The organism is Acinetobacter cumulans (assembly GCF_003024525.3).
Taxonomy (GTDB): domain Bacteria; phylum Pseudomonadota; class Gammaproteobacteria; order Pseudomonadales; family Moraxellaceae; genus Acinetobacter; species Acinetobacter cumulans.
In genome coordinates this window covers 2,158,078-2,172,527 of record NZ_CP035934.2, presented here as the reverse complement: position 1 = coordinate 2,172,527, position 14,450 = coordinate 2,158,078, and the positions used below count along the sequence as shown (strand labels likewise).

13 protein-coding genes and 1 pseudogene are annotated in these 14,450 nt (G+C 39.6%); 9 read left to right on the top strand and 5 right to left on the bottom strand.

The window, feature by feature from the left end; genetic code table 11:
- Positions 1-108 precede the first annotated feature (108 nt).
- Positions 109-741: a hypothetical protein gene (locus C9E88_RS10320; RefSeq protein ID WP_106986624.1), complete on the top strand. Its 633-nt coding sequence runs from the start codon at positions 109-111 to the stop codon at positions 739-741.
- Between the two features lie 117 nt (positions 742-858).
- Here the strand turns inward: C9E88_RS10320 and C9E88_RS10315 are convergent, their stop codons facing one another.
- Positions 859-2,319: a CYTH domain-containing protein gene (locus C9E88_RS10315; RefSeq protein WP_106986623.1), complete on the bottom strand. Its 1,461-nt coding sequence runs from the start codon at positions 2,317-2,319 to the stop codon at positions 859-861.
- 314 nt (positions 2,320-2,633) lie between these two features.
- Between C9E88_RS10315 and C9E88_RS10310 the strand changes: the two genes are divergently transcribed.
- The 4 genes from C9E88_RS10310 (at position 2,634) to C9E88_RS10295 (ending at position 6,140) form a co-directional block, all read left to right on the top strand.
- A complete protein-coding gene (locus C9E88_RS10310; RefSeq protein WP_106986622.1) occupies positions 2,634-3,011 on the top strand; it encodes an Mpo1-like protein in 378 nt (125 codons plus the stop codon).
- 626 nt (positions 3,012-3,637) lie between these two features.
- Positions 3,638-4,258, top strand: coding sequence for a thiamine phosphate synthase (gene thiE / locus C9E88_RS10305; RefSeq protein ID WP_106986621.1), 621 nt, complete (start codon positions 3,638-3,640; stop codon positions 4,256-4,258).
- 41 nt (positions 4,259-4,299) lie between these two features.
- Positions 4,300-5,598: a glutamate-1-semialdehyde 2,1-aminomutase gene (hemL, locus tag C9E88_RS10300; RefSeq protein ID WP_106986620.1), complete on the top strand. Its 1,299-nt coding sequence runs from the start codon at positions 4,300-4,302 to the stop codon at positions 5,596-5,598.
- A gap of 101 nt (positions 5,599-5,699) precedes the next feature.
- On the top strand, positions 5,700-6,140 hold the full coding sequence (locus tag C9E88_RS10295) for a GlcG/HbpS family heme-binding protein (RefSeq protein ID WP_106986619.1): 441 nt from the start codon (positions 5,700-5,702) through the stop codon (positions 6,138-6,140).
- 22 nt (positions 6,141-6,162) lie between these two features.
- On the opposite strand, the gene C9E88_RS10290 is transcribed toward C9E88_RS10295, so the two are convergent.
- Entirely contained in the window at positions 6,163-7,095 is a 933-nt protein-coding gene (locus tag C9E88_RS10290) for an IS5 family transposase (protein ID WP_137287923.1), read from the bottom strand.
- Positions 7,096-7,145: 50 nt separating this feature from the next.
- On the opposite strand from C9E88_RS10290, the pseudogene C9E88_RS10285 reads away from it, so the two are divergent.
- From C9E88_RS10285 to rapA, 3 genes and pseudogenes are all read left to right on the top strand, one after another.
- Positions 7,146-7,598: pseudogene (locus C9E88_RS10285) on the top strand (phosphopantetheine-binding protein); the annotation flags it as partial.
- A gap of 132 nt (positions 7,599-7,730) precedes the next feature.
- Positions 7,731-8,375, top strand: coding sequence for an RluA family pseudouridine synthase (locus C9E88_RS10280; protein ID WP_106985409.1), 645 nt, complete (start codon positions 7,731-7,733; stop codon positions 8,373-8,375).
- A 138-nt stretch (positions 8,376-8,513) separates the two neighbouring features.
- A complete protein-coding gene (gene rapA, locus C9E88_RS10275; protein WP_106985410.1) occupies positions 8,514-11,351 on the top strand; it encodes an RNA polymerase-associated protein RapA in 2,838 nt (945 codons plus the stop codon).
- 46 nt (positions 11,352-11,397) lie between these two features.
- Here the strand turns inward: rapA and C9E88_RS10270 are convergent, their stop codons facing one another.
- From C9E88_RS10270 to C9E88_RS10260, 3 genes are all read right to left on the bottom strand, one after another.
- Positions 11,398-11,814 (bottom strand): hypothetical protein, encoded by a 417-nt coding sequence (locus tag C9E88_RS10270; protein WP_106985411.1) that lies wholly within the window; start codon positions 11,812-11,814, stop codon positions 11,398-11,400.
- 119 nt (positions 11,815-11,933) lie between these two features.
- Positions 11,934-12,221, bottom strand: a complete 288-nt coding sequence (locus C9E88_RS10265; RefSeq protein ID WP_106985412.1) for a beta/alpha barrel domain-containing protein — start codon at positions 12,219-12,221, stop codon at positions 11,934-11,936.
- Positions 12,222-12,335: 114 nt separating this feature from the next.
- Positions 12,336-13,868, bottom strand: coding sequence for a hypothetical protein (locus C9E88_RS10260; protein ID WP_106985413.1), 1,533 nt, complete (start codon positions 13,866-13,868; stop codon positions 12,336-12,338).
- Between the two features lie 201 nt (positions 13,869-14,069).
- Here C9E88_RS10260 and C9E88_RS10255 point away from each other — a divergent pair, with 201 nt between their 5' ends.
- Positions 14,070-14,336 carry a PAAR domain-containing protein gene (locus tag C9E88_RS10255; RefSeq protein ID WP_106985414.1) on the top strand — a complete coding sequence of 89 codons (267 nt, stop codon included), beginning with the start codon at positions 14,070-14,072 and terminating at the stop codon, positions 14,334-14,336.
- The last annotated feature ends 114 nt before the right edge of the window (positions 14,337-14,450 follow it).

The window sequence follows — 14,450 nt, the reverse complement described above, 5'->3', positions numbered from 1 at the left end:
ATTTTTCCTGACATCTAAAATCTTAAAGCTTAATTATAGGCAAAGCCTTGCAGAAACTAAACCTTTGACTTAATCTAAAAATAGCCTAAGCAATAAAATGGATGCTTTATGCAAGATGCCATAGCGGTACAAAGTCTAAAAAGTGATATTGCCTTATTACGTCAAAACATTTGGCCACCTGCAAATTTAGCCAATGTAGAAGGCTTGCCAATTTATTATGGAACTCAGGCAGAGGTGGATGAATACTATCAACAATGGACAGGTCTCATTGAAAGAGCACAAGACCTGTTTCAACCTTTTATGGAGGATGAGTTGATTGATGCCATTCATTTACCCAGTCATTTAAATCTACCGCTGTTTTATTTTCATGTAGATCGTATACGAATTAATAAAACCAGAGCCAAAGAATCTAAAAGCTTTCGTGGTATTGCGAGTTTGATTGAAAAATGTGGCCAATATGAGGCAGAGCAGGTCTTGGCTATGCGTCGTTGGTTAGACAGTGATGATACGGCAGTACTGGTTGCGCATCGCGAATTTATTGATTTAAGAACGTATGTTTTTCAGCATGGGCAAAGTGATTACACACGAACACGTTTCTATGTGAATGGTATTGTGTTGAGTGTAGAGCCTGATTTTAAGTTGGTGGATGCACGCGATAAACCCCGTAAGCAGCGTAGTGATAGTTATGCAGATGCATTGGCAGATAACAACACATGGAAGGTATTTGGGAAAAATCGTTAAGCAGATCAATGCAGTTTCAATACGCCGTATCTAGCGGACTACATGACAATCCATTTAGTGCATAAAAAAGCAGACATCAGTCTGCTTTTTATTAAAGGGCAAAGTTATTTTGCTCAATTATTTAATCAATTTACGACTTACTAAAAATTGTTCAGTCGCTTCCAGTAGGCGCTGTGCGTACACTTCTTGTTTCGCCGTTAACCAGCCGAGTACAAACCAATCACTGGCTTCTAGCTCAGTTTGTTGAATGTATTGAGCAGATGTAGATAAAACCTGATATTCATGGGCTGCTAATTGTGCATCATTCAGTGCTTTACCATACTTCTGTAGATTTTTTACATCGTAAATAGAGGTTAAAATTGGGAAGCTAAATTTGAGCTCTTGAATATGTCGAGCCAGCACATCTAAGCTTTCAAAATCAGTGATGTCGGCAAGGTTTAAACTGTCTTGTAGTAACTTGTATTGCTGTTGCAATGTGTTGTGTGCAAACCATTTTAAGTCATGGCTTTGTACATGCTGGGTTTCATTGAGGCTGAACATCATCAGTTCTAAATAATGATGCACATTGAGGGTCGATTTAACCAAATTTCCGAGTTTTTCTTTGGCATATAATATGTCTTTGGCCAAATTCTCTGCAGTCGTTGGATTTTGTAAAAAAGCACCCAGCGTATCGCGCATGTGTTCGAAGTGTTGTAATTGGTCAAACTGTTGCTTAAAAGCCTCTAATTGATAGCCCCATTTGTCAGAAACATCTGGGTTCCAATCTTTAAATAAGCTAATGGTTAATTGTAAATGTTTGAGGGCAGTGCGAGCTTCTTGCATGTGCTCAGGGGTGGCAACAGATGCAGAAATGGCCGCAATATTCGGCAGTAAATGTTGCATTTGCTGTGCAACTAAAGTCTTTAAATTTTGGCTTGCAGGTTCTTTTTTACTTAGTACAAAGTCTTTGGCAACGACCGCAGGGCTAACCACTTGCGAGGCAACCAATAAATTTCCAATTTCAGCTTTACTGCGAACATCTAGCCAAAGTTGATATTTTTTAACCCATTCAAAGCAAAATGCCAGTAAAGACTGAATTGAACCCTGTTTTAACTCAAACTCGACTTCATGCACAATTTCTTCTGCATGTTGAGTACGAATACAGCCCACATCTAGACTAACTTCAATTTCAGCATCTTCGTATTGAATCACACGGCATGTACGCAGAATATCAGTTTCAAACTGTAGTTGTAGTTGATCAACTTGATCGCCTAGCGCATTTTTTAGTACCTGTAAGGCATCGGTATGTTGCTGATAAACAGACAAGTCAAGCTCAGGTGCATTTTCGTGTATACCTAAATCAAGATTATGTTCAAAGCGCTCAATATGGGTTTTGCCAGCTGCTTTAAGCGTTTGTATCCAACGATCTCCTTCTAAGCGTTGGCGAATCGCTGCGTGTTGTTGTGCCATTAATTTATCGGCAGTATCAAAATATTTGGCTTTAAGTTGAATCTGTTCTGATTTTTTTGGGTCGATTGCTTTAAGTAATGCTGTGCGTCGTGCTTCTGGAATCTGAAATTTTAATTCAACTTCAACCATGATTATGTCCTAAATAAAAACAACCGATTTGGAAAGGGCTGTTTACAATGTCAGATTGCCTAAAAAAGCACCTGAAATTGAATGTGTTTTCAATTTTTCAGGCTCGATTGTAACTAAAAATCAGTGCAAAGTAAGACTTGATCTTTTTGTTTGATCACGAAATCACTTCGTATTTGTTTTGAATTTGTATGGACAAAACTTCATGTCCTGTATCAAAACTAAAGGCAATATTTCAGAGTGAAAGCCGAGCATGAAATGGCTTTTCATTGATTGAAATTTAAGCTAAGGTGGAAGAAAACAATCAGGACGTTGCAATGAATGCGCAGGTACAACCCAAGTTTGAGCAAGAGCCCGAATTTCAATTACCCATTCGAAAATATTCAGATTTTTATCGTTTTTATTTGACTGAGCATCGTAATATTACCAGTCGTCGTTTACATGCCACTGGCAGTACAATAGGACTGTATTTTTTCTCCAAAGCGATTCTTAAAAGACGTCCAAAGTATGTACTTTATGGGCTGGTTTCTGGTTATGCATGTGCATGGGTAGGGCATTTTGTATTTGAGCGCAACAAGCCTGCCAGTTTCAAGCAACCTATGTACAGCTTTATTTCGGATTGGCGCATGCTAAGCGATATTATTCGAGGTAATTTAAGCTTGATCGATCGTCGCCATGACCGTATTGAAAGCTAAAATGACACAAGTGAAGAAAGTTATTTGAGCTTGTGTTGTCAAATTTGGTGAGGAATAAATATAAATTAGATAAAAAGCTCTAATAAAAGGTAACAATACCCAAATGCGTTATACACATAATGCATTTTTACTGTTATTCTTCTACTAATTGCCAGTCATTAAATCTATGACAAGTTTTCCAAGCCTAGAGTGACCTTCTCTAGGCTTTTTTTATGCACAAAAATATTTTAACAAAAGATAAAATATAACCGAATTGATTAACTAGATTTGGACTATAAAACTGCAGTATGAGATGAAAATAGGTTGGATCTATAAGTGTTTCAACGCTCCCCAAAACGTTTTTTGGTGAAACACTTATAGATCCAATTTGCGCTGTATGTTTCTCTTTTAAAGTGTACTGATTTTTTTATATTATTGCTGTTGTTGTGTAAGCTATTAAAGCGTGAATATTGGCATGGCGCTATCCCTATAATTGGGTATTTTTTGTACCTAAAAGCACTTGTTTGTAAAAAACAGATCTTTTTTTTAATTTCTCAGTCAATCTTGCTGTGCACAAGCAAATATCTATGCGCTTAGAGCCGTAGTTCAGCCTATAATACTGCTAAGTTTTGATAAGTGATTGTATTATGCGCGGTTTATATTTAATTACCAATGATGACCCGATTGAGCTACTTTTAGCTAAGCTTGAAGGCGCAATGGCAACGTATGAAGTGGCTGTTTTGCAATATCGCCGTAAGCATGTTGCAAAAGAGAATCAGGACTATGAAATTGGTTATATGAAGCATTTATGCGAACAGTATAAAGTGCCTTTTGTCATTAATGATGACTTAGACGCAGCTGTACAGTACGGTGTAGGTGTGCATTTGGGACAAGATGATGGTTCTATTCAAGAAGCAGTAGAACGTTTGCCTAAAGGTGTGTTGATTGGACGCAGTTGCAATAACTCTTTAGAACTGGCTGAACAAGCGATTGCGGATGGCGCAAACTATGTTGCTTTTGGCGCTATTTTTGCGACTGAAACCAAGCCTGAAGCAGGTAACATTGGTTTAGAAACTTTAAAACAAGCCAAAGCTAAATTGAACGTGCCAATTTGCGCAATTGGCGGTTTAACTGTAGAGAATTCCGCTGAAGTCATTGAAGCGGGTGCAGATCTTTGTGCTGTGATCAGTGATGTGTTAGGCCGTTCAATGTCGGTGGTTGGACAGCGTGTATATGACTGGTCTGAACTTTTTGCTGAAAAAGCTTAAGTATTGAATCGCATTTTAAATTTTTTGAGTTGAGTATTTTCATGACTTTATCTGCTAAGCAAGAACAATTATTTAAACAAGCCAGCAAGCATATTCCTGGTGGCGTAAATTCTCCTGTACGTGCATTCAATGGTGTAGGCGGTACACCGGTATTTATCGAAAAAGCGCAAGGCGCATATTTGTATGACGTCGACGGTAAGCGCTATGTAGACTATGTCGGCTCTTGGGGGCCAATGATTTTAGGTCATGCACAGCCAGACATTATTAAAGCAGTGCAAGAAGCTGCAGTTGATGGTTTGAGTTTTGGTGCGCCAACAGTTCATGAAACCACTTTGGCTGATATTATTTGCGAAATTATGCCGTCTATTGAGCTGGTTCGTATGACCAACTCGGGGACTGAAGCAACCATGACAGCCATCCGTCTAGCTCGTGGCTATACTGGCCGTGACAAGATTGTAAAATTTGAAGGCTGTTACCATGGCCATTCAGATTCGCTTTTAGTGAAAGCGGGTTCTGGCCTACTGACTAAAGGTGAGGGCGAGGCGACTTCTGCTGGTGTACCTGCTGATTTTGCCAAACACACTTTAACACTGCCGTACAACGATATTGCTATGCTGAAAGAATGCTTTGCAAAATTCGGTTCAGAAATTGCAGGTGTGATTGTTGAGCCAGTTGCAGGCAACATGAACTTGGTGAAACCTATTGACGGTTTCTTACAAGCGATCCGTGATGTATGTGACGAGCACGGTTCTGTGTTTATCATTGATGAAGTGATGACAGGTTTCCGTGTCGGTCTTGGCGGTGCGCAAGCGCATTATGGCGTAACGCCTGACTTAACCACTTTAGGCAAGATTATTGGCGCTGGCCTGCCAGTTGGTGCATTTGGCGGTAAACGTGAAGTGATGGAATGCATCGCGCCACTAGGCAAGGTGTATCAAGCAGGCACATTATCAGGCAATCCACTTGCAATGCGTGCAGGTATTGAGATGTTTAAGCATCTTCGTGCAGAAGGTTTCTATGAAACATTAACTGAAAAATTGGCAGGTTTGCTTGCAGGTCTACAGGCAGCTGCCGATGAAGCAGGCATTCCGTTCTTTACGCAGCAAGTGGGTGGCATGTTTGGTATTTACTTTACAGATCAAACTGAAATCACTGGTTTTGATTCAATTTTGAAATGTGATGTAGATGCTTTCCGTACATTCTTCCACGGCATGTTACAGCGCGGTGTAAACTTAGCGCCTTCAGCTTTTGAAGCAGGCTTCTTCTCAAGCGCGCATAGTGATGAAGATATTGCATTTACCATTGAAATGGCAAAAGAAGTTTTTGCTGAAATGAAGTAATTTTCATTTAAATAGGTAAATTCTGCTTTAGAATAAAGCCCGCAGCCTGCTGTGGGCTTTTTTGTTGTTATAAGTTCAGCCTTTTAAGAAAAGGATTTTAAATGAAAACCAAGCACTATTTAACTTTGGCGGATGCAGAATTTTTACTAAATACAGCGCATGCTTATGCTGCCGAACAAGGTTTCAATGTCAGTATTGCGGTAACGGATGAAACCGGCAATTTGCTCGCGATGAAACGTATGGATGGTGCATCGCCCATGACAGCAAATTTATGTTTAGAAAAAGCAAAATGTTCTGCGATTAGTCGACGTCCTTCAAAGTTATTTGAAGACATTATTAAGGGTGGTCAAATGGGTTTTCTGACCATGGATACCTTTTCTGGCATGTTGGAAGGTGGTGAACCGATTTTGTATGAAGGGCAGTTGGTGGGTGCAATGGGCGTGTCTGGCCTGAAGTCTTTTCAGGATGCAGAAATTGTACAGCAGGCGATTGAGAAGTTTTTCGCTCAGGTCGGCTTTGTTGCACAAAGATGTAAAAATTAAGATTACCCATATCTACTCAAATTTAAGGCATAACTTGGGTATGTGGTTGACCTAACTCGGTAAATTTATTTAACACTGCTACACGTGCATGGATCTCATTGGTTTGGCTATTAAAGTTCCTTGCACTGAGTTTATCGCCTAATAATTTGATGCAGTGCATCTTGGTTTCCACCAAACTTCGGCGATGATAGCCTGACCATTTTTTCCATAGTATTCTGCCAAACCGTTTAACAGTACGAAGTAATTCATTTCGTTCTAGCGAGCTGACCTTTGTATCTTTCCAAGGTTTCGCATTTTTTCTTGGAGGAATCACCGCATGCGCTTGCCGATCTGCAATGACCTGACGACATTGTTTGGTGTCATAAGCGCCATCCGTATAAACAGAGTCAATCTGCTCATCTAAGGAAATTTGATCGAGTAAATCACCAAGTACCTGTGAATCACTTACATTGTTAGTTGTAAGCTGAACTGCACGTATTTGGAGAGTTTTAGCATCTATACCAATATGTAATTTACGCCATTGACGACGATATTCAGGCTGATGTTTCTTCCTTTTCCATTCACCTTCACCTAAAAACTTTAGACCGGTAGAGTCTACCAGCAAGTTAAGCCCACCACTGCTTTTTTGATAACTAATCGCAATATCAATATGTTTTTGTCTTCTGCAAAGCGTACTGTAATCTGGTGCTGTCCAATTTAATCCACAGAGTTTAATCAGACTTTGAACAAAACCTGTGACCATACGTAAAGAAAGGCGAAATAAAGATTTAATCATTAGACAGCATTGGATGGCGGTGTTGGAATAAGTTTGATTTCGTCCATGCTTGCCTTTTGGCTGCGCATACCATTGAGTCTTAGTGTCAAACCAAATTGAAATATTTCCTCGATTTATTAATGCTCGATTATAAGAAGACCAATTGGTGGTACGATAAATTTTAGGTGCAGGCTTGTTCATTTGGAAATTATATTGTGGAATAAGCCCTTAACGATAGGTTTGTGCAACAAAGCCATCCGCAACTGATTTTTGCTGGCGAAATAACGCCTATGCTGAAACAGATTTTACCGCATCTATATAGCGTAACAGAGCAAATCTGTGTAGTGGATGATGCGCTGATGCTCAATAGTCAAGAACAGCATATTCAATGGGTAGATTCTATGTCAGAGCAAGGTATTCACCACATGAATAGCTACAGCTTAATGCGACTTTGGAATTTATCTGCACCAGCAGAATGGGTTTTATCGGCAAAAGGCATATTACTGGCAATTGCAGAACAGCTGGATATGGATGCGTTGGAGATAGATCCATTAACCGATTTACGTAGCTATGGCCTAGACTCTGTTGCGATGGTTAGCCTAGTGGGCTTATGGCGTGCTAATGGTGCAAATATTAGCTATGAAAGTTTTTGGCAGCATGCAACTGTGGTTGAATTACTCAAAATTTTGCAAGCTAAAATTTAATTTTTGATGAATTGAAATTTATTTTTTATAAAATCGGAAAAATCATCGGGAAATAAGACTTTTCGCATTGTATTTCTTGGCTAAGCTTTTTATTATTGCGCCCTTGTTTTCACGATTGGCCTGGATTGAACATTGAATAATTTTCTAACAGAACATTTAATTCATCGTGATGAAGATTTTATGGTGATTCATAAGCCAGCAGGCTTGCTCACCGTACCAGGAAAAACCGCAGATCTACAGGACTGCTTAATCAATCGCTTAGTTCAAGCAGAACCCAAAACATTACTGATTCATCGCTTAGACCGCGATACCTCAGGTATTTTGGTTTTTGCGCTCTCTAAGTTGGGTCAAAACCGCATCTCCCGTCAGTTTCAAGAACGTCAAACCTCCAAAACCTATCAAGCGATTGTGGCAGGCCATTTGCATGGTGAAGGTACTGTCGATGTCCCTGTGATTTATGATCCAGAACATCCACCTTTACATATTGCTGCGCCAGAACACAATAAGCCAGCTTTAACGTATTGGAAGGTTGCTGAACAGTTTGAAATTAACGGCTCTCCTGTGACGCGGGTAATTTTGACGCCAATTACAGGGCGTTCGCATCAATTACGTGTACACATGCAGTATTTGGGTCATCCAATTATTGGGGATACCTTATATGCAAGCCCAGAACAACAGGCGCTGTCATCACGTTTATGTCTGCATGCGGCGCAATTAAGCTTTAAGCATCCTAAAACTGAACAAGACGTAGAATTTATTTGTCCTATGCCGTTTTAAGGTTTAAACAACTTCGGTTATTAGGCTCACATTTTGGTGAGCTTTATGTCAAAATATATTGCTAAAAGGTGCTATTTTTTGCTCAAATATCAAACAGTGTTTGAGTTTTAAAATATATAGCCTCAATTCAAGATAAAGGTGGAAAAATTGCAGCAGTTTGCTATTGGTCAGCGTTGGTTGTCGGACACAGAAACAGAACTTGGTTTAGGAGTTCTCATTGATGTAGATGAGCGATCTATCAGCATTTTATTCCCCAAAAGCGACGAGACTCGCGTCTATGCACGCCACAATGCGCCTTTATCTCGTATTGTTTTTAACTCAGGCGATGAATTACAAGATCAAGAAGGCTCGACTTGGACCGTTGAATCTGTAGAAGACCGTCATGGGGTGCTCCGTTATAACGTAATTCGCCAGCTTCAGGATGGTACAGAAGAACGTAAAGCACTGAATGAAACGCGTATTGGTGCGAATATTCAGCTGTCTAAACCGCTTGATCGTTTATTGGCCAGCCAAGTCGATTATAAAGAATGGTATGACTTACGTATTGAAGCATTGCTTATGCAAGCCAATATGAAAGCGAGTCCATTACGTGGTTTGGTGGGTTCACGTGTCGGTTTAATTCCGCATCAGCTGTACATTGCGCATGAAGTGGGTAAGCGTTTTGCACCGCGTGTACTTTTGGCAGATGAAGTCGGTTTAGGTAAAACCATTGAAGCCGGTTTAATCATTCACCAGCAGCTGAAAACGGGCCGTTCTGAACGTATTTTGGTGTTGGTGCCAGATTCACTACAGTACCAGTGGATGATTGAAATGCGTCGCCGTTTTAATCTCGAGTTCTCATTGTTTGATTTGACTCGCACGGCATCTATTAAAGAACACGATCCAGACTTAAATCCATTCTTAACAGAACAACGCATTATTGCTTCTGTTGACTTGATGATTGACCACGATGACCTACGTGAACAAGCACTTGAAGCAGGTTTTGATTTGTTGGTGGTCGATGAAGCACATCATTTGATGTGGAATGAAGAAGATGGCGGTAACGACCGTTACGACTTAATTGAAGAATTGGCACAGCAGACGGCGGGTGTATTGCTATTAACAGCAACACCAGAGCAATTAGGTGTAGAAAGCCATTTTGCACGTCTGCGTTTGCTTGATCCATCACGTTTTAATTCGCTTGATCGTTTCTTAGATGAAGAAGAGCAATATCAACAAACTGCAAAAATTGCAGAAGTGTTGATGTCAGATTTTCCATTAGAAGCGGTACATTTAGACGCGGTTGAAGTTTTACTTGGCCAACGTATTGATGATACGCCAGAGCAACGTTTCCGTGCAATTCACGAAATTTTAGATCGCCACGGTACAGGTCGTATTTTATTCCGTAATACACGTGAAGCGATTCAAGGTTTCCCAGGCCGTGATTGTCAGCCAGCGCCATTAACAGCACCAGAAAACTGGTCTAAAGATGGTAAATTGCGTGAGCAAATGTGGCCTGAAGAAGCACAGCTTGATGGTGCTTGGATGGAACATGACCCACGTGTGATGTGGTTAATGGAAAAACTGCGCACAGATTTAAAACACAATAAAGTGTTATTAATCGCACGTAGTGGTCCAGTGGTTGAAGCGCTAGAGAATGTACTTCGTCTACACGCGGGTGTACGTACAGCCATGTTCCATGAAGGCATGAGCTTGCTTGAGCGTGACCAAGCGGCGGCTTACTTTGCAGAAGAGTCATACGGTGCACAAATTTTACTGTGTTCAGAAATTGGTTCAGAAGGTCGTAACTTCCAGTTTGCCTCTGATTTAGTGTTATTCGATTTACCAGCTAACCCAGACGTATTAGAACAGCGTATCGGTCGTTTAGATCGTATCGGTCAAGAAAACCGTATTCAGATTCATGTGCCATACTTGATTGGCACAGCGCAAGAACGTATGTTCCGTTGGTATAACGAAGGCTTGAATATTTTCAGCAATATCTCGCCAACCGCACAAACTTTACAAGAAAACTTTATTGTGCAACTTAAAGATTGCCTATTGGCAGATTTAGGTCAGCAATTTGAAGATTTACTTGAAGAAGTATCTGTACAGCGTGAAGCATTAGAAGCAGAGCTTCAGGCAGGTCGTGACCGTTTGCTAGAGTACAACTCTTGCCGTCCGATTGTGGCACAAGAAATTGTGACTGCGCTTGAAGACTATGATGACAACACTACTTTGCCAATGTTTATGAAGCGTTTTATGGCGTCTACAAACATCGATTTTGATGAGCAAAGCAATGGCACAGTCATTATTAAGCCGACTGATCAAATGCAAGTTCAAGGTCTGACTTTAGATGAAGAAGGCATGACTGCAACGTTCTATCGTGATCAAGCACAATTGCGTGAAGATGCACAGTATTTAACCCTAGAGCATCCATTTACTGAAAGCGTAATGGAGATGATTAATACTCAAGGCTTTGGTAGCACCAATGTCGCGGTATTAAAGTCAGCTGCTTTACCGCAAGGTTCAGTATTGATTGAAGTTTGGTTTAAGGTTGATGTGATTGCACCTAAAGCATTGAATTTACCATCAAGCTTGCCACAACAGCTAGTGCGTGTATTGCTGAGTGAAAAAGGTCAAGACCTATCGCAGAAAATTGCGCCTGAAATCTTGAAGCCATATTTACATCATTTGGATGGCAACAGCTGTCGCCAAGTTGTTAAAGCACGTCGCGATGTGATTGAAGCGCGTTATAACCAAGCTTTGGATATTGCCAAAGCAGCATTACCAAACTTCAAGCAACAAGCCAAAGAAGTGTATGGTAATAAATGGCAGTATGAAATTGATCGTTTGACTTACTTAAAGCAATTTAACCCAAGCATCCGTGAAGATGAAATTGCACGTTTGCAAAAATTGCAGAAAGAAGGTTTAACGTTATTAGATGGTTTATCTGTAACGCCAGAAGCGATTCAAGTGATGGTCGTGGTTAAACCATAAGAAGCAATAATGCAAAAAAATTAAAAGCACCTTCGGGTGCTTTTTTTTAATCAATAAAGTCTTTAGGATCAATAGGAGAGAGCATGTAGGTATTTTTAAGAAACTGAACTGCTTGCTCAAAGTCCTCAACCGGAGGAATAATGGTAAAGCGCTGATTTAACGACTCATAATGTGGATGCTCAGGATCTAATTGAATGATCACGCCATACTGTGAGTTAAGCTGCTCTATATTCACGTGCTTAAAAGTTGGATGTTGCAGTGCAATAGCGCCACAATGAATGCTGAGGGGGGCTAATAAACGAAGAACATGATCGGCTTCTATACCATGAGCAACAAGGACTTCAGGTTGTCGCTCAACACAATCATTGAATAAGGTTTTGTGTAGATCTGTGTCTGACAAACTTAGGTCTAAGTGAATTTGGTGATCTTTTTGTTCAGTGTTGAAATCATCTAAAAAGCGCATGGCTAAACCCTAAAATTGTAAAATATTAAGAGAAATGAAGCATAACCTAGTCACTACGCGTGTTACATATTGCTGTATTAAACGCCCCTTAAATGAGTTAAGAGGCGGGTGTTTAGGTGTTATGCAATAAAACTTTCAAAATGTTGCCAGAGTTTTTCAGCTACTTTTTGTGCCTTATTTGAATCAGGTTTTAATCCCATTTGTTCATTTTCTATCAGTATAAGGTAATCTTTTAAGGCATCTACAGATGCATGTTCATCATCTAAAATATCAAGAAGTCCATCGATATAGCTGTCATATTCATCTTGTAATTCAGGTGAATCTCCAACACCAATAGGGTTCCAATCGTAATTGAGAGTTTGGCGAATATTGAGAATAAATTGCTCTGCTGGATCTGGTTGTGTCATGGTTTATTCCCTTGCGGTGTTATGTTTTTATTTATCACTGTATTATAAAGTGTGTTCACAATTTAGCGACTATTTAGCGTCGTATATTGACGCTTGAATCACATCATAAAGAATTTATGCTGCAATCATTGAATTGTCAAAATAGATATCTTCTACCGTAAGATACTGACTAAAAGCCTGTGCAACTCGAATGACATATTCGGGTGCTAAAGCATTGGATTTTCCTGTAAGTTGATGGAATTCATATTTAAAATATTCCTTGTTATAACGTAAACCTAAAGTGCCTCTGAAATCATGCCAGCGCACTCGAAAGCAATAATATTTTTCATCATGTATGGCTTGTACAAAGCTGAGTATGCAATGCTCCATTTCAGCAGCTTCAGCCATTAATTCTTTGCTATTACAAATTAACTCAAAGGTACATTCATGCAGTACAAATGTGCTGGCTTTAAAGTCAAAAGGGGTATTGGATACGTGTATGTGTTGGCTTTTTTTGTGCCAAATTGCACTATGACGAATCAAGCTTTGTGCAGTTGTTGCAGGGTGAATCAAAGCAATATTTGGCAATTGTGTATATTCCGTTCCCTGAATCTGCTTGCCATAAATAAAATCATTCAGGGATAAATCAACTTCATGAAAAAAGAGATGGCTATTGTTTAGAATGTATAAGTTCAAAGCCAGTGCATGACTATATTGTGCGATATATTGCTCGTACAGCGGTTCATCACTATTGAGTAATATTACGCTCAGATTCAACAGTTGCTCTGGAGTATCTAAGTGTGGAATCAAGTTAAAAATAATCTGCGAGGCATACGCTTTTTTTGTGTGTGTAGAAAAGACCAGTTTTAAGATGGCTATAAATTGTTCAGAAGGTTGGGCAAATAGCTGCTTAATTTGACCTTTATGGCGAAATAAAGGGGCATTTAAATAACAGAGCTGAATTAAATGTGTATAACTAAAATAACTTGGGTCATCGACATGGTTAAAGTCTTGCCGTAAAAGAAACCAATAGAGTCGGTTCGGATTCTCTTGTTCCCAGCGTTTTAAGTGATCTAAATGAGGGCTGAGCTTATGATTAAAATGACCATAGGCCTGCAAATTAAAATGGCTCTCAACGTGTTGAAACCATGTAGCAGTGGTTGGATCTAAGAGTTTATCTAGGATCATCACTTTTAATTGTGCCGCCAGCGTCTGTAGTTGCTGTTTACAACTCTCAATCTGTGTTTGTTCAATTGCAACTACTGGCTGTTTTGGGGATGGGCTTATGGCGGTGGCATCAAAAAAATATGAATACACTTGACGGTAGAGCGCAAACAGTTTCTTTTGTGGCTGATCTTTATATTGTGCTTGGCAATAGTGTGCGATCAGTGCAAATAAGTCATGAATGTTCTGTTGCATAATATGTCTAGCTGAGAGTAGACGATTTAAAAAATATTCAATTTCAGTAAGCGGGTTGGTTGCGGATATTGATTGATAAAAAGCGCAAATTTGCCAAGAGTGCTGTTCATTGCATTGCGGTTGCAAGGCAAAAATAGGACCGAAATGTAGGCTAGCTATTGTTTCGTTATGATGAATTTGAATGTCGTTTAAAGTGTTTTGAAATAATTGAAAAAACTCTTGTATTTCTTGTGTGTTACATTCATTCATCAGTCAATACTCATATTTTGAGATACTGCATTTAATGTAATCGATTTGAGGCTATAAGGTAAACTTATCTCTGTGCAAGACATGAAATTTTGCAGATGTACCCAGTTTTTGGACAATATTCATGTCGAAAGGAAGCAGTGGCGATTTTTATAATCTTGCGCTAAAATTAGCCTACCGAAAATAACATGAAAAATAATAACAATGTCTAAAGCACTCATTACTCTTGGCGCCAAAACTTCACATGGTGGTGTAGTCACTGAAGTTGAAAGCTCTTTTACCATCAATGGCATTGCTGTACATCTTGCAGGGATGAAGCATTTTTGTCCGAAATGTAAATCTGTAGTGGCAGCGACCGCAGCAGATCAATCTACCACAGTGAAAGGTCGAGCAGTTGTTGTTGCAGGAGATAAAACCACATGTGGAGCAAGCTTTTTACCACAACAAGCGATGGTGGTATCCGCTAAATAAAAAGCTCAAAATACATTACAGCTCATCTTTCTTAGATATTGGTCATGATTGGTTTTTAGTTTGAAAATATTCATTGTGAAGATATATTTGAGTTAATACGACAAGTTTATCTAA

What these genes read in the sequence shown, in the direction of transcription:
- C9E88_RS10320 (WP_106986624.1), top strand. Translation starts at nt 109, where the DNA reads ATGCAAGATGCCATAGCGGTACAAAGTCTAAAAAGTGATATTGCCTTA.
- C9E88_RS10290 (WP_137287923.1), bottom strand. Translation starts at nt 7,095, where the DNA reads ATGAACAAGCCTGCACCTAAAATTTATCGTACCACCAATTGGTCTTCT.
- thiE (WP_106986621.1), top strand. Translation starts at nt 3,638, where the DNA reads ATGCGCGGTTTATATTTAATTACCAATGATGACCCGATTGAGCTACTT.
- C9E88_RS10260 (WP_106985413.1), bottom strand. Translation starts at nt 13,868, where the DNA reads ATGAATGAATGTAACACACAAGAAATACAAGAGTTTTTTCAATTATTT.
- hemL (WP_106986620.1), top strand. Translation starts at nt 4,300, where the DNA reads ATGACTTTATCTGCTAAGCAAGAACAATTATTTAAACAAGCCAGCAAG.
- C9E88_RS10315 (WP_106986623.1), bottom strand. Translation starts at nt 2,319, where the DNA reads ATGGTTGAAGTTGAATTAAAATTTCAGATTCCAGAAGCACGACGCACA.
- C9E88_RS10265 (WP_106985412.1), bottom strand. Translation starts at nt 12,221, where the DNA reads ATGACACAACCAGATCCAGCAGAGCAATTTATTCTCAATATTCGCCAA.
- C9E88_RS10310 (WP_106986622.1), top strand. Translation starts at nt 2,634, where the DNA reads ATGAATGCGCAGGTACAACCCAAGTTTGAGCAAGAGCCCGAATTTCAA.
- C9E88_RS10295 (WP_106986619.1), top strand. Translation starts at nt 5,700, where the DNA reads ATGAAAACCAAGCACTATTTAACTTTGGCGGATGCAGAATTTTTACTA.
- C9E88_RS10270 (WP_106985411.1), bottom strand. Translation starts at nt 11,814, where the DNA reads ATGCGCTTTTTAGATGATTTCAACACTGAACAAAAAGATCACCAAATT.
- C9E88_RS10255 (WP_106985414.1), top strand. Translation starts at nt 14,070, where the DNA reads ATGTCTAAAGCACTCATTACTCTTGGCGCCAAAACTTCACATGGTGGT.